The sequence below is a fragment of the Curtobacterium sp. VKM Ac-2922 genome, assembly GCF_022815645.1.
Lineage (GTDB): Bacteria > Actinomycetota > Actinomycetes > Actinomycetales > Microbacteriaceae > Curtobacterium.
The window spans coordinates 154,169-172,628 of record NZ_JALGRO010000003.1 but is presented as its reverse complement, the minus strand read 5'-3'; the positions used below and the strand labels follow the sequence as shown (position 1 = coordinate 172,628).

16 protein-coding genes, 1 tRNA gene and 1 pseudogene are annotated in these 18,460 nt (G+C 71.3%); 5 read left to right on the top strand and 13 right to left on the bottom strand.

Going from position 1 to position 18,460, the window contains the following annotated elements; translation table 11 throughout:
- The first annotated feature begins 20 nt into the window (after nt 1-20).
- Nucleotides 21-96, top strand: a tRNA-Thr gene (locus MT346_RS04545).
- 59 nt (nt 97-155) lie between these two features.
- Here MT346_RS04545 and MT346_RS04540 read toward each other — a convergent pair.
- The 3 genes from MT346_RS04540 to MT346_RS04530 all read right to left on the bottom strand — a co-directional run bounded on the left by MT346_RS04540 (nt 156) and on the right by MT346_RS04530 (nt 3,690).
- Nucleotides 156-995 (bottom strand): ABC transporter permease, encoded by an 840-nt coding sequence (locus MT346_RS04540; protein WP_243561639.1) that lies wholly within the window; start codon nt 993-995, stop codon nt 156-158.
- Nucleotides 992-1,909: an ABC transporter ATP-binding protein gene (locus MT346_RS04535; protein WP_243561638.1), complete on the bottom strand. Its 918-nt coding sequence runs from the start codon at nt 1,907-1,909 to the stop codon at nt 992-994. Before MT346_RS04535 ends, MT346_RS04540 begins: the two co-directional genes overlap by 4 nt.
- Before the next feature lie 68 nt (nt 1,910-1,977).
- The gene (locus MT346_RS04530) at nt 1,978-3,690 is read right to left on the bottom strand and encodes an alpha-glucosidase (protein WP_243561637.1); all 1,713 of its coding nucleotides are present in this window, start codon (nt 3,688-3,690) and stop codon (nt 1,978-1,980) included.
- Nucleotides 3,691-3,867: 177 nt separating this feature from the next.
- Here MT346_RS04530 and MT346_RS04525 point away from each other — a divergent pair, with 177 nt between their 5' ends.
- From MT346_RS04525 to MT346_RS04515, 3 genes are all read left to right on the top strand, one after another.
- A complete protein-coding gene (locus MT346_RS04525; protein WP_243561636.1) occupies nt 3,868-4,863 on the top strand; it encodes a Gfo/Idh/MocA family protein in 996 nt (331 codons plus the stop codon).
- 71 nt (nt 4,864-4,934) lie between these two features.
- Nucleotides 4,935-6,482, top strand: coding sequence for a D-alanyl-D-alanine carboxypeptidase/D-alanyl-D-alanine-endopeptidase (gene dacB / locus MT346_RS04520; protein ID WP_243561635.1), 1,548 nt, complete (start codon nt 4,935-4,937; stop codon nt 6,480-6,482).
- Nucleotides 6,483-6,523: 41 nt separating this feature from the next.
- Complete coding sequence (locus tag MT346_RS04515; RefSeq protein WP_243561634.1) at nt 6,524-7,144, top strand: isochorismatase family protein; 621 nt, start codon at nt 6,524-6,526, stop codon at nt 7,142-7,144.
- A gap of 42 nt (nt 7,145-7,186) precedes the next feature.
- Here MT346_RS04515 and MT346_RS04510 read toward each other — a convergent pair whose 3' ends face one another.
- From MT346_RS04510 to MT346_RS04465, 10 genes and pseudogenes are all read right to left on the bottom strand, one after another.
- Nucleotides 7,187-9,031: an ABC transporter ATP-binding protein gene (locus tag MT346_RS04510; RefSeq protein WP_243561633.1), complete on the bottom strand. Its 1,845-nt coding sequence runs from the start codon at nt 9,029-9,031 to the stop codon at nt 7,187-7,189.
- 6 nt (nt 9,032-9,037) lie between these two features.
- Nucleotides 9,038-9,253: a hypothetical protein gene (locus MT346_RS04505; protein WP_056118685.1), complete on the bottom strand. Its 216-nt coding sequence runs from the start codon at nt 9,251-9,253 to the stop codon at nt 9,038-9,040.
- 164 nt (nt 9,254-9,417) lie between these two features.
- Nucleotides 9,418-10,806 (bottom strand): MFS transporter, encoded by a 1,389-nt coding sequence (locus MT346_RS04500; protein ID WP_243561632.1) that lies wholly within the window; start codon nt 10,804-10,806, stop codon nt 9,418-9,420.
- A 200-nt stretch (nt 10,807-11,006) separates the two neighbouring features.
- Nucleotides 11,007-11,648: pseudogene (gene ribA / locus MT346_RS04495) on the bottom strand (GTP cyclohydrolase II); the annotation flags it as partial.
- A gap of 11 nt (nt 11,649-11,659) precedes the next feature.
- Nucleotides 11,660-12,715, bottom strand: coding sequence for a bifunctional diaminohydroxyphosphoribosylaminopyrimidine deaminase/5-amino-6-(5-phosphoribosylamino)uracil reductase RibD (gene ribD, locus MT346_RS04490; RefSeq protein ID WP_243561812.1), 1,056 nt, complete (start codon nt 12,713-12,715; stop codon nt 11,660-11,662).
- A gap of 44 nt (nt 12,716-12,759) precedes the next feature.
- A complete protein-coding gene (locus MT346_RS04485; RefSeq protein ID WP_243561631.1) occupies nt 12,760-13,374 on the bottom strand; it encodes a GNAT family N-acetyltransferase in 615 nt (204 codons plus the stop codon).
- Nucleotide 13,375: 1 nt separating this feature from the next.
- Nucleotides 13,376-14,386: a tryptophan--tRNA ligase gene (trpS, locus tag MT346_RS04480; protein WP_243561630.1), complete on the bottom strand. Its 1,011-nt coding sequence runs from the start codon at nt 14,384-14,386 to the stop codon at nt 13,376-13,378.
- Nucleotides 14,387-14,426: 40 nt separating this feature from the next.
- On the bottom strand, nt 14,427-15,269 hold the full coding sequence (locus MT346_RS04475) for an exodeoxyribonuclease III (RefSeq protein ID WP_243561629.1): 843 nt from the start codon (nt 15,267-15,269) through the stop codon (nt 14,427-14,429).
- Nucleotides 15,270-15,398: 129 nt separating this feature from the next.
- Nucleotides 15,399-15,671 (bottom strand): HPr family phosphocarrier protein, encoded by a 273-nt coding sequence (locus MT346_RS04470; RefSeq protein WP_243561628.1) that lies wholly within the window; start codon nt 15,669-15,671, stop codon nt 15,399-15,401.
- A 71-nt stretch (nt 15,672-15,742) separates the two neighbouring features.
- Entirely contained in the window at nt 15,743-16,513 is a 771-nt protein-coding gene (locus tag MT346_RS04465; RefSeq protein ID WP_243561627.1) for a DeoR/GlpR family DNA-binding transcription regulator, read from the bottom strand.
- A gap of 282 nt (nt 16,514-16,795) precedes the next feature.
- Between MT346_RS04465 and ptsP the strand changes: the two genes are divergently transcribed.
- The gene (ptsP, locus tag MT346_RS04460; protein WP_243561626.1) at nt 16,796-18,451 is read left to right on the top strand and encodes a phosphoenolpyruvate--protein phosphotransferase; all 1,656 of its coding nucleotides are present in this window, start codon (nt 16,796-16,798) and stop codon (nt 18,449-18,451) included.
- Nucleotides 18,452-18,460: the final 9 nt, after the last annotated feature.

The following is an 18,460-nucleotide window of genomic DNA, read 5'->3' as shown; positions in this document are numbered from 1 at the left end:
CTCCGGTCACCGGAGCGTCCGCCGCCTTAGCTCAGTCGGTAGAGCGATTCACTCGTAATGAATAGGTCGTCGGTTCGATTCCGACAGGCGGCTCCACAGGGCAACAACGAAACCCCCGGTCACCCGGGGGTTTCGTCGTTCCGGTGCCTGGGGCGTCACACGTCGCGCGACCGTGCTGCCGTCATCGCCAGGGCGCCGACCACGACGACCTCGGCCGCGAGCACGCCGAAGCCGCCCCAGCCGTTGAGCACGAGCCCCGACTGCGCCGCCGGCGCCCCCGGGGCCGCGTAGGCGAAGAGCTGGCCGCCGGCCTGGGACGGCAGCAGGTTCGTCACGTCGACGATCCACTGTGCGTTCGTCAGGCTGAAGAAGATCGACAGGATGACCGGCAGCACGAGCAGGATGCCGAGCGTGATCGCGATCCCACCGGCGCTGGATCGGACGAGCAGGCCGATGCCGTACGCCAGCAGCGCCAGCAGCGTGACGTAGACCGACGAGCCGAGGATCGGCAGGACCACGGCGGGGTCGCCGAGGTCGGGATGGACGTTGTTCGCCGCCTGCAGCGCGGTCGACACCACGACGCCGATCCAGGTCGACACGGCACTGACCAGGAAGGTCGTCAGCGCGAGGACGAAGGCCTTCGCCAGGACCACACCGATGCGGCCGGGATCGGCGGTGAAGGTCGACCGGATCTGACCGGTGCCGTACTCGCCCGTGATGATGAGCACGCCGAGCACGCCGACGACGAGCGCCGTGATGGTCACCCCGGCGGTGTTGATGTTGACGATCTGCGCGTTCGCCTGGTCGGTGGGCAACGTGGCGCCGTCCTGGTTGACGAGCGCACCGAGCAGCACGGCCATGGCGATCGTCAGGACGACGAGCACCCCGTAGCACCAGACGGTGGAGCGGATGCTCCGGAGCTTGATCCACTCGCTGCGGATCAGTCGCGGGAAGGACAGGCGGGCGTCGGCCGGCATGGTGGCAGTGGCGGTCAACGGGTGCCCTCCGACCGGTACTCGACGTCGTCGCGGGTCAGGGCCATGTAGGCCTCCTCGAGGCTGGCGCCCATCGGGGTGAGTTCGTGCAGGACGACCCCCGCCTGCGCGGCGATCGCCCCGATCGTGGGAGCGTCGGGACCGACGACCAGGAAGGACCCGTCGTCCCGTGGCGTGACCGCGGAGGCGGCCGTGCCGATGGCGGGGAACAACCGGTCGGGGGTCGGTGTGCGGACGACGACGCGGGTGCCACCGCCGTCGGACCCGGCCACGAACTCCGCGATGGGGGCGTCGGCCAGTACCTTGCCCCGGCCGAGCACGACGACGCGGTCGGCGGTCTGCGCCATCTCGCTCATCAGGTGGCTCGACAGGAACACCGTCCGGCCGTCCGCGGCCAGACGTCGGGCGAGCTGCCTGACCCACAGCACGCCGTCCGGGTCGAGGCCGTTGACGGGTTCGTCCAGGATGAGGGTCCGGGGATCGCCGAGGAGTGCCGCGGCGATGCCCAGGCGCTGCCCCATGCCGAGCGAGAACCCGCCGACACGTTTGCGCGCCACGGACTCCAGCCCGGTCATGTCGATGACCTCGTGCACCCGGGCCTTCGGGATGCCGTGGGTCGCTGCGAGGGAGAGCAGGTGGTTGTACGCGCTGCGGCCGGTGTGCACCGCCTTGGCCTCGAGCAGGGCCCCGACCTGCCGCAGCGGGTCGCGGAGTGCCTGGTAGGACTTCCCGTTCACGGTGGCACGTCCGGCGGTCGGCCGGTCGAGTCCCATGATCATGCGCATCGTGGTGGACTTCCCGGCGCCGTTGGGTCCGAGGAAGCCGGTCACGCTGCCCGGTCGGACGACGAAGGAGACGTCGTCGACAGCGAGCTTCGGACCGTATCGTTTGGAGAGATGGTCGACTTCGATCACGGCGGCCACGGTACGGCAGGGCTCACGCTCGGAGCCTCCCCCGGAAGGTTGACATCACCGGCGAGATGTCATCCCCGGGGGCGGCGCAGGTCCTCGTGCACCCGGGCTTCCCAGGGCCGCAACGCACCCACGCCGTCCGGTGCGGGGACCCCGAGGTTCCCCAGCACGCAGCCGCCGAGCCGCTCCGCGATCCCGTCCGGCAGCAGCATGCTGGTGGAGGACAGGTTCGCGACGACGACGAGCCCGGGTTCCGAGGCGTCCTCGAGCGAGCGCGTGAACGCCCACAGCTCGGGGTGGTCCGGCTCGAGCAGGGTGAAGTCGCCGAGCTGCACCGTCCGCGACGCATGCCGGAGCGCGATGAGCCGGCGGTGGTGCTCGAAGACCGAGCGCTCACCGGCCGCCCGGTCCCCGGCCACGGTGACCCGCGGCCAGCCCTGTCCCATGCCGATCCAGGGCTCGACGTCGGAGAACCCGCCGGCCGGCGCGGAGTCGTCCCACGGGATCGGTGTGCGGGCGTTGTCGCGGCTGCGGAACGCCAGGGCCTGCAGCGCCTCGCCCACGGGCATGCCGCGCCCGACCGCGCCGCGGTACCAGTTGAGCGACTCGATGTCGCGGTACTGCTCGATCGCGGTGAAGCCCGCGTTGACCATGCCGATCTCGTCGCCCTGGTACAGGTAGGGCGTGCCGCGGTGCAGGTGCAGGACCGTCGCCAGCAGCGTGGCGGACTCGTACCGGAGCGCGAAGGGGTCCGCGTCGGAGCCCTGGGCGGTCGCGACGGCGGCGGCACCGAACCGCGACACCGGCCGCGGCTGGTCGTGGTTCGCCAGGTACAGCGAGTTCCACCCGGTGTCGGCGAGGCTGGTCTGCCAGCGCCCCAGCGAGGCCTTCAGCGCGGGCAGGTCGAAGGGTCGGTTGTCGAACTTGGACGCCGGGCCGTGGTCGAGTCCGACGTGCTCGAACTGGAACACCATGTCGAGCTCGTGGCGGTCCGGGTCGGTGAACAGCACGGCGTCGTCGACGGTCACGCCGGGCATCTCGCCGACGGTCAGCAGGGCGTCGCGACCGGCGAAGACCTGCTCGTGCATCTCCTGCAGGTGGTCGTGGATGCGCGGCTGCATGACGTACGCGGCGCTGCCGTCGACGAGCGCCGCCGGGTCCTTGGCGATGTGGTTGATGACGTCCATGCGGAAGCCGTCGACGCCGCGGTCGAGCCAGTGGTTCATCATCGCGTACACCGCGTGGCGCATGTCCGCGTCGTCCCAGTTCAGGTCGGGCTGCTGGGGCGTGAACATGTGCAGGTAGTACTGCCCGGTGCCGGGGTCCCACGACCACGCCGGTCCGCCGAACGCGGCGCGCCACTCGTTCGGTTCGTGGCCGTCCACCGGGTCGCGCCAGATGTACCAGTCGTGTTTCGGGCAGGTGCGGGACAGCTTGGCCGCGCGGAACCACGGGTGTTGGTCGCTCGAGTGGTTGACCACGAGGTCCATGACGAGCTTCATGCCGAGCCGGTGCACCTCGACCAGCAGCGCGTCGAACTCGTCGAGCGTGCCGAACAGCGGGTCGATGTCCTCGTAGTCGCTGATGTCGTAGCCGTTGTCGGCCTGCGGCGACCGGTAGACCGGCGACAGCCAGACGACGTCGACCCCCAGGTCGGCGATGTGCTGCAGGTGCTGTCGGATCCCCGCCAGGTCCCCGATCCCGTCGCCGTTGCCGTCGGCGAAGCTGCGTGGGTACACCTGGTACACGACCGCACCGGTCCACCATGGCTGTCGATCCGTCATGTCCGCCGCCTCCTCGCGCACACCGTGCCGCAGCACGGGACCGGATCACGGACGGCACGGGAGGATCGTGGCGGGCCCGCCACGGGCCTCCAGGACGTCGGCCGGTCACCGCGGACGGTACGCGCGCCGCCCGAGGGCCCGTCCGGACTCCGGAGGCGTGCCTGGTAGACAGGCCCCATGACCGTTCGATGGGGAGTCATCGGGACCGGCGGCATCGCCCGGTCCTTCGTCGGCGACTGCGCCCGGGCGGGGGTGGAGTTCGTCGCGGTGGGCAGCCGGACGCTGCAGGGCGCTCAGGCCTTCGCAGCCGAGTTCGGCATCGCGCAGGCACACGGCAGCTACGAGGAACTGGTCGCCGACCCGCGGGTCGACGCGGTGTACGTGGCGACGCCGCACTCGCGGCACGCCGAGGACGCCCTGCTCGCGATCGCGGCCGGCAAGCACGTGCTGGTCGAGAAGGCCTTCACCATCACCGCAGCCGAGGCCCGGCTGGTCATCGACGCGGCTCGCGCGGCGGGTGTCGTCGTGATGGAGGCGATGTGGACACGCTTCCTGCCCCAGATGACGATGATCCGGCAGGTGATCGCCGAGGGGCGCATCGGCCGTCCGCGCGTCGTCGAGGCGACGCACCACCAGTCCTTGCCGAGTGACCCGGACCACCGCCTCAACGACCCGGCACTCGGTGGTGGCGCGATCCTCGACCTGGGTGTCTACCCGATCTCGTTCGCGGTCGACGTGCTCGGCGTGCCGACGAGCGTCGTCGCGGACGGCACGCTGAGCGACCGTGGCGTCGACACGCAGATGGGCATCGTGCTGACCCACGAGGGGGGAGCACAGTCGATCGTGCACTTCGCCCTGGACGTGGGGAGCCCGAACACCGCGTCGGTGATCGGCGAGGACGGCCGGATCGACATCGACGCCACGTGGTACACCCCGACCACGTGGCGGATCCGCGACGGTGACGGCGTCGTGGTCGAGGAGTTCGACGGCCACGAGCACCTGGCCGGCTACGCGCACGAGGTCCGCGCGTTCGAGGGCATGATCGCGTCCGGCGACCACGAGACCAGTGCGATGTCCCCGGCGGGCACGATCGCGGTGATGGCCGTCATGGACGAGGCCCGTCGTCAGGTCGGCGTCCGCTACGCCGCCGACGACCCCTCCACAGCCCCGTAACGCGCGGTCGTCCTCCACGACCACGGGTCCACCCTGGAGGCTCCTGCCGCAGTTCCGTAGGATCGCTTGCGATGTCCGAGCAGCCGACCCACCCCGACCGACCGTCCGACCCTGACGCGCGCGCTGGCGCGTCGAAGCCGGGCGCGCCACGCGCGGGTCGCGTGAGCGGCGTCGTCGCTGCGGTCCGCGCCTCGATCGCGCGCAAGCCGGTGGCCTGGGCCGTCGGTGGCCTGGTCGCCGTCCTGGTGCTCGGGTCGGGTGGCGCCGTCGCGGTCGCCTCGGCCACCGCTCCGGGGGCCGCGCGTTCGCCGGTCGCGGCGGCCTCGACGCGGGCGAGCGCGTCGAGCGACCCGTCGTCGTCCACACCGGCGCCGTCCGTCACGCCGACGGTCCCGCCGCGCACCGTGCCGTCGGACGCCCCCGGTCCGAGCGCCCTGCGCACGTGCTCGATCGCCGGTGCTGCCTCGGCCGCGGGCCTCGGCAACTTCGAGGGCTACGTCATGAACGCCAGCACCGGCGAGATGCTGTTCTCGCGGAACGGCGACACCGCGGCGCAGACCGGCAGCGTCATGAAGACCCTCACCACGGCGACCGCGCTCGCCGTGCTCGGTGGTGGCTACACCATTCCCACGACCGTCACGGACGAAGGCAACGGCACGATCGCCATCGTCGGCCACGGTGACGCCACGCTGTCGGCGGGTGGCGCGACCGTCTACCCGGGCGCGCCGACGCTCGGCCAGCTCGCGCAGCAGGTGAAGGCGAAGCTCGGCACCACCCCGGTGACCACGATCGTCACCGACGACACCTACTGGGACGACGCCGACGCCTGGGACCCGACCTGGCCGGTCAGCGAGCGGACCATCGGGTACCAGCCCGAAGTCACGGCGCTCATGGTCGACGGCGACCGCGCGAACCCCGGCGCTGCGACCTCACCGCGCTCCGAGGACCCGGTCGGCCGCGCCGGAGCCGCCTTCCGCACGGCACTGGCGAACGCGGGGGTCGTCGGCGCGGGCAACGCCCAGGTCGTCAAGCGGGCCACCACCAGCCAGTCCACCATCGCCCAGGTCGACTCGCAGCCGGTGTCCACGCTGATCGGGCAGATGATCCCGAACTCCGACAACACCCTGGCCGAGATGCTCGCGCGGATCTCCTCCCGCGAGTCCGGGGCGAACGGCTCCGCGGCGTCGCTGACCGGGGTCTACCAGAAGGCGCTGTCCTCGTACGGGGTCGATCCGGCCGGCATCGTCATCAAGGACGGTTCGGGAGAGAGCGCCGCGAACGCCGTGTCGCCGAACTTCGTCGCGCACCTCATGGTGCAGGTGGCCTCGGGCGCGAAGGGCCTCGGCACCCTGGCCCAGGTCCTGCCGGTGTCGGGGCAGTCCGGCACGTTGGCCGGGCGCTTCACGGGGGCGAACGCCGTCGCCCGGGGCAAGGTGCACGCCAAGACCGGGTGGATCGACAGCGCGAACACCCTGGGCGGGTACATCGACGCCGCGGACGGCACGAAGCTGACGTTCGCGTTCTACGCCATCGGGTCCTCGCGGGCTGCAGCGTTGCCGGCGCTCGACGCGGTCACCACGGCCGCCTACACGTGCGGCAACAAGCTCACGAACAGCTGACCTGGTCCCGGGCCGCTGGCCGGTCGGTGTTGGATGGGTCCATGACCCGCGCACTCATCGTCGTCGACGTGCAGAACGACTTCACCGAGGGCGGTGCGCTCGGCGTAACCGGCGGAGACGACCTCGCCCGTCGCATCACTGCGTTCCTCGCCCGGCACGCTGACGAGTACGACCTGATCGTGGGGTCCCGCGACTGGCACCACGGCGACGACGACAACGGCGGGCACTTCGCCGTCGGCGGCGATCCGGACTTCGTCACCACCTGGCCGGTGCACTGCGTCGGTGGGACCCCGGGGGCCGAGTACCACCCCGACCTCGACACGACACCGATCGACGTGCACGTGATGAAGGGGCAGGGAGAGCCCGCCTACTCGGCGTTCGAGGGGACGACCGACACGGGCCAGGACCTGGCCGACGTGCTGTTCGACCGCTCCGTCCACGAGATCGCGATCGTCGGCATCGCGACCGACCACTGCGTGCGCGCCACCGCGCAGGACGGTCTGCGCGCCGGACTCGACGTCGTCGTGTACCGCGACCTGGTCGTGGGCGTCGACCCGGACCGCAGCGCCACCGCGCTCGCCGAGATCGACAACGCCGGTGGTCACGTCGATCAGAGCGACATGGACGAGGGGATCGGCCGGCCCGGGGGCGCGCAGCTCTGACGACGTCCGCACGCCGGGCCTGTCGACGACGCGGTCCGGGGCTCAGACCAGCAGCTGGTGCTTCGCCAGGTCGCGGTACAGCGGCGTCGACTCGACGAGCTCGGAGTGGGTCCCGACGCCGACGACTCGGCCGTGCTCGAGCACGACGATGACGTCGGAGTCCACCACGGTCGACAGGCGGTGCGCGATGACCAGCAGGGTGCGGTCCTCGGCCACGGCGTCGATCGCCAAACGCATCTTCTGCTCGTTGACGCCGTCGAGCGACGAGGTGGACTCGTCGAGCAGCAGGATCGGGGGAGCGGCGAGCAGGGCGCGGGCGATCGCCAGCCGCTGACGTTCACCACCGGACAGCATCACGCCGTCCTCGCCGACCTGCGCGTCGAGGCCGCGCGGATCGCGGTGCAGGACGTCGCCCAGGTTCACGGCCTCGAGCACGCGGACGCACTCGGCCTCGTCGGCGTTCGGCGACCCGAGCAGCAGGTTCGCGCGGATCGTGCCGGCGAGCACGGGGGCGTCCTGTTCGACGTACCCGATCTGCGCGCGGAGCTCGTCGCGGTCGAGCCCGCGCACGTCGATGCCGCCCAGGCGGATGACGCCGTCGGTGGGGTCGTAGAAGCGTTCGATGAGCGACAGGGTCGTCGACTTGCCGGCGCCCGACGGTCCCACGAGGGCGACACGCGAGCCGCGGGGCACGCGGAACGACACGTCGTGCAGCACCACCTGGTCGGTGTCACCGGTGTCGGGAGCGGCACCGGGGCCTCCAGGGCGGGTGGCGGCTTCGGCGCCGTCGGCACCCGATGCGTCGGCGGACCGGGCGTACCGGAACGAGACGTGCTCGAAGGTGATCGCGTCCTCGGTCGCGATGGCGGCTGCGGGGCGGACGGCTGCGTCGTCCTGGTCCTCGGTGGGCAGGTGCAGGATCTCCTCGATCCGACCGAGCGCGCCGAGTGCCTGGGCGACGGCGACCGCGGCGCCCATCGCCTGGCCGAGCGGCATGATCATCATGAACAGCAGCAGGATGAACGTGATCAGCGTGGCGATCGTGATCGTCCCCGCGGCGACCTGTGCGCCACCGACCCCGAGCACGGCGATGAACGCCACCTGCATCACGATGCTGGCGACGGGGACGACGAACGCCGACATCTTGGCGATGTCGAGACCGCGCTTGTAGGCCTCGGTCGCGTGTGCGTCGACCTCGTGCACCTCGCGCTCGGTGGCACCGGCGGCACGGATGGTCCGGACCGCGCCGATGCCACGCTCGACGGCGGCGGTCAGGTCGCCGACCTTCTCCTGCGCGCGCTTCGACGCGATGCGGATGCGCCGGCTGAGGCCACCGACGACGACGATGGCCACGACCACGATGGCCAGGGTGATGCCGAGCAGCAGCGGGTCGATGATCGCCATCGCGATGATCGCGCCGATGAACGTCAGTGCACCGCCGATCGACTCGATGAGTCCCTGTGTCAGGACCGCGCGCAGCAGGGTGGTGTCGCTGCCGACGCGGGACACCAGGTCGCCGGTGCGGCGGGTGTCGAACTCGGAGATCGGCAGGTTGAGGATCCGGGCGATGAGCTTGCGGCGGGTCGACAGCACGACGCCTTCACCCGCGCGCTGGAGCAGGAAGTGCTGGATGCCGTTGAGCAGTCCGGACACGATGACCAGCACCACCAGCAGCCAGACGAGGGTGCTCAGCGTGTTGCCGTGCTGCACCGCGGTGACGACCTGGTTGACCAGCAGGGGCTGCGCGAGCGAGGCACCCGCGCCCAGGATGCTCAGCACGATGATGACCACCATCGCGGGCTTGTTCTCGAACAGGTACGACAGCAGTCGACCGAACGTGGCGCGCGGTCCGTCGGTCTTCTTGGGGCGGGCGAAGGGGAGACTCATCGTGTCCTAGTTTCTGCCGTACTTCTTGTGCACTGCCTGGCGACTCACGCCGAGCAGCGTGGCGATCTCCTGCCACGAGGCACCGGCGTTCCGCGCACGGCGGGCAGCGAGCTCCTCGGTGCGGTCGAGTTCGCGCCGGAGTTCGCGCACGCTGGCCAGGGCGTCGAACGGGTCGTCCCCGCTGGCGCCCGCCGCGAGGTGCGTGATGGTCGGCCGGTCCATGCCTGTCAACCTACATTGACGCACCGACCGTGTCAACCTGAGTTGACGTGCAGGCGTTCTCCTGGTGGCCGTTCCGCGCATGGGAAGTCGAATCGCGCGTTGGCAGTCGGAACTTCCGACCTCGAACGCGCGATCCGACTTCCTCTGAGGTGTCGCGTGCGTCGTCAGACCCGTGCGGCGTCCTCCGTCGGTACCGCGTCGGCGGCGTCGAAGTCGCTGCCGCGGGTCTCGCGGACGAACAGCAGGGCGACCAGGGTGACGACGGCCGCGACGGTCAGGTAGAGCCCGACCAGGACGATGTTGCCGTCGGCCTTCCAGAGTGCGAACGCGATGGTCGGCGCGAGCGAGGCGCCGATGATCGACGCCACGTTGTAGGCGATCGCCGAGCCCGTGTAGCGGACGTTCGTCGGGAAGAGCTCGGGCAGCAGGGCACCCATCGGTCCGAACGTCAGCCCCATCAGCGAGAGTCCCACGATCAGGAACGTCACGACGGTGATCGGACCGGTCGACGCCGCGAACCAGAACTGGAACGTCAGCCCGAACAGCGCGATGCCGATCGTGGTCGGGATGAGGGTCTTCCGACGGCCGAACCGGTCGGCGAGCAGCCCGGCGATCGGGGTGAAGATGCCGAAGAAGACGACGCCGATCATCAGCAGGGTCAGGAACTCCCCGCGGGAGTAGCCCAGTCCGATCTTGGGGACGAGGGTCGACGCCGTCGTGCCGTAGGACAGCGTGAACGTGGTCATGAAGTAGAAGAGCACGTAGGTGGCGACCATCCCGAAGGTGCCGACGATCAGCGCCTTCCACGAGGTGCGGAACACGCGGCCGAGCGGGATCTTCGCGACGGTGCCGGACTCCTGCACGCCGCGGAACACGGTCGACTCGACCAGGCGGAACCGCACGTACAGGCCGATGACCACCAGGACGGCGGACAGCAGGAAGGGCAGCCGCCAGCCCCACGCCTGGAAGTCGGGGTTCGGGGTGCCGTCCGCGCCCGCCGGCATCGCGGCGTTGATCACGATGAACAGGCCGTTGGCGAGCAGGAAGCCGATCGGTGCGCCCAGCTGCGGCATCGAGCCGAAGACGCCGCGCTTGCCTGCCGGGGCGTTCTCGGTCGCCAGCAGTGCGGCTCCCGACCACTCGCCGCCGAGCCCGACTCCCTGGGCGAAGCGCAGCACGGCGAGCAGCACCGGTGCCCAGACGCCGATCGAGTCGAACGTGGGCAGGCACCCGATCAGGAACGTGGCCGTGCCCATGACGAGCAGCGACGCGACGAGGGTGGTCTTGCGGCCGATGCGGTCACCGAAGTGGCCGAAGACCACCGAGCCGACCGGCCGGGCGAAGAACGCCAGCGCGAAGGTGACGAAGGACGACAGCTGCGACGCCGTCGGGTCCTCGTTCGGGAAGAACAGCGTCGGGAACACCAGGACCGCGGCGGTCGCGTAGACGTAGAAGTCGTAGAACTCGATCGAGGTGCCGATCAGGCTCGCGATGACGACGCGCGAGCGCGGGTTGGTCGTGGCGGGGGTGGGGGCAGCCGAGGTGGCAGACATGCGGGGGACTCCGAGGAGAGCGTCGGGGGACGCAGGCGGCGCGAACGGCGGACACCGACCGTTCCGCGTGGTGCGCGGGGGATCGGTCGGGTGCGTTCGGGTGGTGGTGGGCCGCTCGTGACGGGGTCTCGAGTCTACGACGGATGTCGCGAACCTGCGAATCCGCCGAGCGAGCGGTGTCCCACCCCGTGACGTCGAACCTAGTGGTGCGCGCCGGCTTCCAGGTGCTCGGGCAGCTGGTGGCCCATCCGGTCGCGCTTGGTGTCCAGGTAGCCCGCGTTCTGCACGGAGATGCCGACCACGAGCGGCACGAGGGTGTCGACCGCGATGCCGTGCTCTTCGAGCTGACGCTGCTTCTCCGGGTTGTTCGACAGCAGTCGCACGCGGTTGATGCCGAGGTCGGCGAGGATGCCGGCCGCGCCGCCGTACGCGCGCGAGTCGGCGGGCAGGCCGAGCGCCAGGTTGGCATCGAGCGTGTCGAGGCCGTCTTCCTGCAGTCGGTAGGCCTTGAGCTTGTTGACCAGGCCGATGCCACGCCCTTCCTGCCCGCGCAGGTAGACGACCACGCCGCCCTCGGTGGCGATCGTGTCGAGGGCGGCGTCGAGCTGGGGGCCGCACTCGCACTTGAGCGACCCGAACGCCTCGCCGGTCAGGCACTCCGAGTGCACGCGGACCAGCGCGCCGTCGGTGGGGGCGGACCCGTCGGGCATCGTGCCGATGATGGCGACGTGCTCGGCGCCGGTGACCAGGTCGCGGTAGGCGCGCATCTCGAACGGGCCGTGGGTGGTCGGGACGTTCGTGGCGACTTCGAACTGGACCGGACTGCCCGGGGTGGGGGATGTCAGTGCGTCGGTCATGGGGTGCTCCGGTCGGTACGGGCCCCGTCGTCAGCGTGCTCGTCGTGGGGCCGAGGGGAATCGGTGTGGACGGGTCGAGCACGCACCAGCAGGTCGGGGCCGAGGCTGGTGGTCGATAGTACGTCCAACCGCCGACGTTGGTTCATGCTTCCCACACCGATGTCGGAAAGTGCAACATTCTGACCGCCGAGCAGCACCGGGGCCAGGTAGACCAGGACCTCGTCGACGAGGCCGGCCGCGATGAACGCCGACGCGACGGTGGGGCCGCCCTCGACGAAGACGGTCCGGACACCGCGGTCCGCCAGGGACCGCAGTGCGACGTGCAGGTCGTGGCCGGGCAGGTGCACGAGCCCACGCGGGTGCCGACGGACCGCGGCGTCGTCGGGCACGTCACGGTCGCCGAGCACGACGGGGAGCGGCTGGTCGGCCAGCAGTTCGCCGGCGTCCCCGCGGGCGGTCAGCGATGCGTCGTCCGCGAGCACCGTGCCCGTGCCGACCAGGATCGCGTCGTGCAGGGCTCGCTGCTCGTGCACGTGCTGGCGTGCGGCTGCGCCGGTGATCCACCGACTGGTGCCGTCGGCCGCAGCCGCGCGGCCGTCCAGGCTCGATGCCCACTTCACGGTCACCCACGGACGGCCCTGGCGGACGGAGACGAGCCAGCGCTCGAGGAACGCGCTCGCCTGGTCGGCGAGGACGCCGGAGGTCACGTCGACGCCGGCGTCTCGCAGCCGGTCGGCCCCACCGTGCGCCTGGGGTCCCGGGTCGTCGATCGCGTACACGACCCGCGCGACACCCGCCTGGATGAGCGCGACCGAGCACGGGCCGGTGCGGCCGGTGTGGTTGCAGGGTTCGAGGGTGACCACGACGGTCGCGCCGCGGAGCTGCTCCGGCGACAGGTGCGACATCGCATCGACCTCGGCGTGCGGGGTGCCGGCGCCGCGGTGCCAGCCCTCGGCGAGCGGCTCGCCCTCGGCGGACAGGACGACCGCGCCGACCCGGGCATGGTCGCCGAGGGCGGGACCGCGCGCGGCGAGTTCGAGGCCGCGGCGCATCGCGCGGACCTCGGCCGGTGACGCCCCGGCCGACGGCTGCTCGTTCACGACCCGAGACTACCGGCGGGACCGGCACCCGTGGCGTCGCCTGCACCTGGCCGGAACGACTCCGCCGGCCACGGCAGGTCGGACGCCGGCCGGCCGTCGGCACGCAGCAGCCCCTTCCACGCCGACGCCGGCGAGCCGTCACGGTTCGGGATGTTCGCGTCACCGGTGCCGGTGTACGAGAACCCCGCACGCCGTGCCACCGCCGCGGACGCCGTGTTGCCGACGTAGCACTCCCAGTACACGTCGGGCGCGCCACGGTCGAAGGCCCAGCCGACGACCAGGGCGACGGCGTCGTGCACCAGGCCCTTGCCGCGGGCGGACGGCGCGAGCCAGAAACCGAGGTCGCGTCGCTCGGCGCGCCACGAGATCACACCGTCGAGCCACGTCGATCCCGGCTGCCGGATCGCCCACGTGTACTCGCGGTCCGAGGCCCACCCGGGACCGACGAGCGCGTCGACGAAGGCGTTGGCGTCCTGCGGCCGGTAGGGCGTCGGGATGGTCGTCCACCGGATGACCTCGGGGTCCTGGCAGCCCTCGGTGATCGCGACGGTGTCGGCGCGGGTCGGGACCTCGAGCAGGACCCGGTCCGAGCGCAGCGTGACGGGCAGCACGTCAGCGACGCCCGCGCGGCACGAAGCCGATCCGGTCGTACACCCGGGCGAGGGTGTCCTCGGCGATGGCTGCGGCGCGGTCGGCCCCGACCGCGAGCAGCCGGTCGAGCTCGGCCGGGTCGTCGAGCAGCTCGAGCGTGCGTGCCCGGACCGGTTCGAGCTCGGCGATCACGGCGTCCGCGACCTCGCCCTTCAGGTCCCCGTAGCCCTTGCCCGCGAACGCGGTCTCGAGCTCGGCGACCGGCGTGCGGGTGAACGCCGACAGGATCGACAGCAGGTTCGTGACACCGGGCTTGGCCTGGCGGTCGGCACGGATCTCGCGCTCGGTGTCGGTCACCGCCGACTTGATCTTCTTGGTGGTGCGCTTGGGCTCGTCGAGCATGAGCACCAGGCCGGAGTCGGTGGCGGCGGACTTGCTCATCTTGCTGGTCGGGTCCTGCAGGTCGTAGATGCGGGCCGTGTCGGTCAGGATGCGGGCTTCGGGCACCACGAACGTCTCGCCGAAGCGGCTGTTGAACCGGCCGGCCAGGTCTCGGGTCAGCTCGACGTGCTGCCGCTGGTCGTCACCCACGGGGACGACCTGGGCGTCGTAGAGCAGGATGTCGGCGGCCATCAGCATCGGGTAGGTGAACAGCCCCACCGACGCGGCCTCGGCACCCTGGCGCGCGGACTTGTCCTTGAACTGGGTCATCCGGCTGGCCTCGCCGAAGCCGGTGATGGTGTTGAGGACCCAGGCGAGCTGCGCGTGTGCGGGCACGTGCGACTGGATGAACAGCGTCGACTTGTCGGGGTCGATGCCCGCAGCGATGTACTGCGCGGCCGTGCGGCGGGTGTTCTCCCGCAGCGCGGCCGGGTCCTGCGGCGAGGTGATGGCGTGCATGTCGACGACGCAGTAGATGGCGTCATGCTCGTCCTGCAGGTCCCTCCACTGCATCAGAGCGCCGATGTAGTTGCCGAGGTGGAGTGAGCCGGCGGACGGCTGGATGCCCGAGAAGATGCGGGTCTTGGTCATGGTGCTGGTCCTGTACGTGACGTGCTGGGAAGTGGGGGAGTCAGAGTTCGTAGTCGACGACCACGGGGGCGTGGTCGGACCACCGCTGGTCGTACGCGTCGGCGCGGTCGACCGTGTACGAGCGGACCTTCGCCGCGAGCTCGGGCGTGGCCATCTGGTAGTCGATGCGCCAGCCGGAGTCGTTGTCGAAGGCCTGGCCGCGCCACGACCACCACGTGTACGGACCGTCCACGTCGCCGGCCTGTTCGCGACCGACGTCCACCCAGCCGAGCCCCGGCCCGGTCGAGCCGTCGGCCCCGGTGACGTCCGTGCCCTCGGCCCCGAAGAAGCGGCTGAAGTACGCGCGCTCCTGCGGCAGGAACCCGGCCCGCTTGACGTTGCCCTTCCAGTTCTTGATGTCCCGCTCGTCGTGTCCGACGTTCAGGTCACCGACGACGACCGCGAGCGGGTTGTGCGCCCGCAGTGCCGGCAGCCGCTCGGTCATCGCGTCGAGGAACTGCCACTTCTGCTCCTGCTTGTCGGTGCCGACCTCGCCGGAGTGCACGTAGGTCGACACGACGGTCACCAGGGTGCCGCCGATCTCGTAGTCGGCCTCGAGCCAGCGGCCGGCGGAGTCGAACTCCGACGGGCCGAGCTCGACCCGGTGGACGTGCGCCCGGTGCCGCGAGGCGATCGCGACACCCGCGCGGCCCTTCGCCGACGCCGGGTCGTGCAGGACGTCCCACTCGTCGCCGAGCAGCCCGGTCAGGTCGTCGGTCGAGGCGCGCACCTCTTGCAGGGCGAGCACGTCGACGTCCCGCGTGGCCAGCCAGTCGCCCATGCCCTTGCGGAAGGCGGCGCGGACGCCGTTCACGTTGACGGATGCAAGGCGCAGGCGGGTCATGCCGACCACCTTATCGGCGGCGGCCGACGGCCTGTGGACACGGCCGACAGACGGACGGGAGGCCCGTGGCTGCGCAGCCACGGGCCTCCCGTCCGTCTGGTGGTCGCGTCGTCGACGCGACGGTCGCGGTCAGGCCGCGTCGTGGTCCGTCTTCAGGAACTCGACCAGGCTGTCCGAGGTGGTCTCGGCGTCGTCACCGGTCACGGTCAGGGTGACCTCGTCGCCGTTCTCGACCCCCAGGCCGAGCAGACCGAGGATGCTGCCGGCGTTGGCCGACTTGTCGCCCTTGGCGATCGTGACCTGGTGGCCCGACGCGGTGACGGTCTGGACGAACAGCGACGCCGGACGGGCGTGCAGACCGGATCCGCTGGCGACGGTGACGGTGCGGGTGGCTTCGGACATCGATTGACTCCTCGTCGATGGGTGGAGCGCTCATGGTAGCGAGCACGGGGTGGGTGGCGCCGGTACGGCACTCAGGAGCGGCCGGGCCAGAAGACCTCGGTGCCGGCGGCCTCGACCTCGCGGACCAGGTCGAGGTTGACGCCCGGGTCGGTGATGATCGTGTCGATCGCGGCCAGGGGGGCGACGCGGCCGAACTCCTCGCGCCCGAACTTGGTGTGGTCCGCCAGCAGGATGCTCCGGCGTGCGGACTTGATCATCGCGGACTTCACGGCGGCCTCGGCCATGTTGTGCGTGGTCAGGCCGCGTTCCGGCGTGATCCCGTTGATGCTGATGAACGCCACGTCGACGCTCACCATCCCGATCAGCTGGTGCGTCCACGTGCCGACGCCGGCCAGCGAGTCACTGCGGATGTTGCCGCCGAGCAGGTGCAGGTCGATCCCGGCACGGTTCGCGACGGCCATCGCCACCGGCAGCGAGTGCGTGACGACGGTCAGGCCGCGGTCCGTCGGCAGCAGCTCGGCCAGGCAGATCGTCGAGGTGCCGGCGTCGATCATGATCGAGCCGTTCTCGGGGAGCTCCTCGATCGCGGCCTCGGCGATGACCATCTTCTCGGTCTGGTTGATGCCGCCGCGGTCGCCGACACCGGGGTGCAGCGTGATGCGCTCGACCGGGATGGCGCCGCCGTGTGCGCGCCGGACGAGTCCGCGGCGCTCGAGCGAGGTGAGGTCGCGACGGATGGTCTCCGGAGTGACCTCCAGCAGCTCGGCGAGCTCCTTGACGTCGACCCGGCCCGCCGCGCGTGCCTGGTCGACGATGCGCTGGTGACGCTCTGGTGCGTACATGGGACCTCGTTGTCGGGCTGGGATCGGGGCGGAACGGACACGGACGGGCAGGTTCCGCCGCGGACACCCGGCGAGCGGGTTGTCCACAGACCGAAACGGGCATCTGTTTGTGTATTTTTATCCCCGGATGTGTTTGTTTGTCAACGCGGATCGGGGTATGGTGCTGCCAAGCCGCACGGGCGTGGTCCGTTCGGTGGTGCACTGCACCGACTCGAACCACTCAGCCCCACCGCCCCACCGCCGTCGGCCAACCGCCCCGCGCGTGAGATGAAGGAGTCTCGAATGCCCGAACTGCTCGGAACCGGCGTCGGCCGTGGCGTCGCCCACGGCCCCGTGCTCCGGATGGCGGACCCGCTCGGCGAACCGTCGACCGCGGCACTCGAGGGACCTGCCGACGACGCCAAGCAGCACGTGCACGACGCGCTCGCCGCGGTGGCGGACGACCTCAACGCGCGCGGGCAGCTCGCCGGTGGCGATGCCCAGGCCGTGCTCGAGGCCCAGGCGCTCATGGCGCAGGACCCGACGCTGCTCGACGACGTGACCGCGCGCATCGACGGTGGCACCAACCCCGAGCGCGCGGTGTACGAGGCCTTCGCCCAGTTCCGCGACCTGCTCGTCTCGATGGGCGGCTACATGGGCGAGCGCGCCGCCGACCTCGACGACGTCGCCCAGCGCATCATCGCCAAGCTCCGCGGGGTGCACGCCCCGGGCGTCCCCGAGTCGGACACACCGTTCGTCCTGGTCGCCCGTGACCTGGCCCCGGCCGACACCGCGCTGCTCGACCTCGACAAGGTCCTGGCGCTCGTCACCCGCGACGGCGGACCGACGTCGCACACCGCGATCCTGGCCCGCGCCAAGGGCATCACCGCGATCGTCGGGGTGACCGGCGCCGACGGCCTGTCGGACGGCACGCACGTCGTGGTCGACGCCGCCGCCGGCACCGTCGTCACCGAGCCGTCGGCCGAGCTCGTCGCCGACGTCGACCAGCGCATCGCCGACCGCCTGGCCGCCGCTGCCGCACCCCTGACCGCGGGTGCCCTGGCCGACGGCCACACCGTCCCGCTGCTGGCGAACCTCGGCAGCCCAGCCGACGCCGCCGGCGCCGTAGCTCTCGGTGCGGAGGGCGTGGGGCTCTTCCGCACCGAGTTCCTCTTCCTGGACTCGCCGAAGGCACCGACCGTCGACGAGCAGCAGGAGTCCTACCGGCAGCTGCTCGCGGCGTTCCCCGGCAAGAAGGTCGTCGTCCGGGCGCTCGACGCCGGTGCCGACAAGCCCCTGCCGTTCCTCACCGACAAGGACGAGGAGAACCCGGCGCTCGGCCGCCGCGGACTGCGTGCGCTGCGGAACCACCCCGAGGTGCTCCGTGACCAGCTCACCGCGCTGGCCCGGGCCGACGCCGAGACCGAAGCGGACCTGTGGGTCATGGCACCGATGGTCGCCGACGCCGAGGAGACCGCGTACTTCGTCGACCTGGCCCGCGAACTCGGCATCCGCACCGCGGGCGTGATGGCCGAGGTCCCCTCGCTCGCGCTCATGGCCGAGCAGGTGTTCCAGTCCGCCGACTTCGTGTCGATCGGCACGAACGACCTGACCCAGTACACGATGGCGGCCGACCGCATGCTCGGCACCGTCGCGTCGTACCAGGACCCGTGGCACCCCGCCGTCCTGCGCCTGGTCGCGCAGCTCGGCAGCGCCGGTGCCGACGCCGGCAAGGGGGTCGGGATCTGCGGCGAGGCCGCGGCCGACCCGCTGCTCGCCGTCGTCCTGGTCGGTCTCGGCGCCACGACCCTCTCCATGACCCCCGCAGCCCTGGCCGACGTGCGTGCCGAACTCGGCAAGCACACGCTCGACCAGGCCCGCGAGATGGCCCGGGCGGCCCTCGCCGCGTCCACGGCAGCGGCCGCCAAGTCCGCCGCCGCGGCAGCGCACGCCGTCTAGACCCCTGCT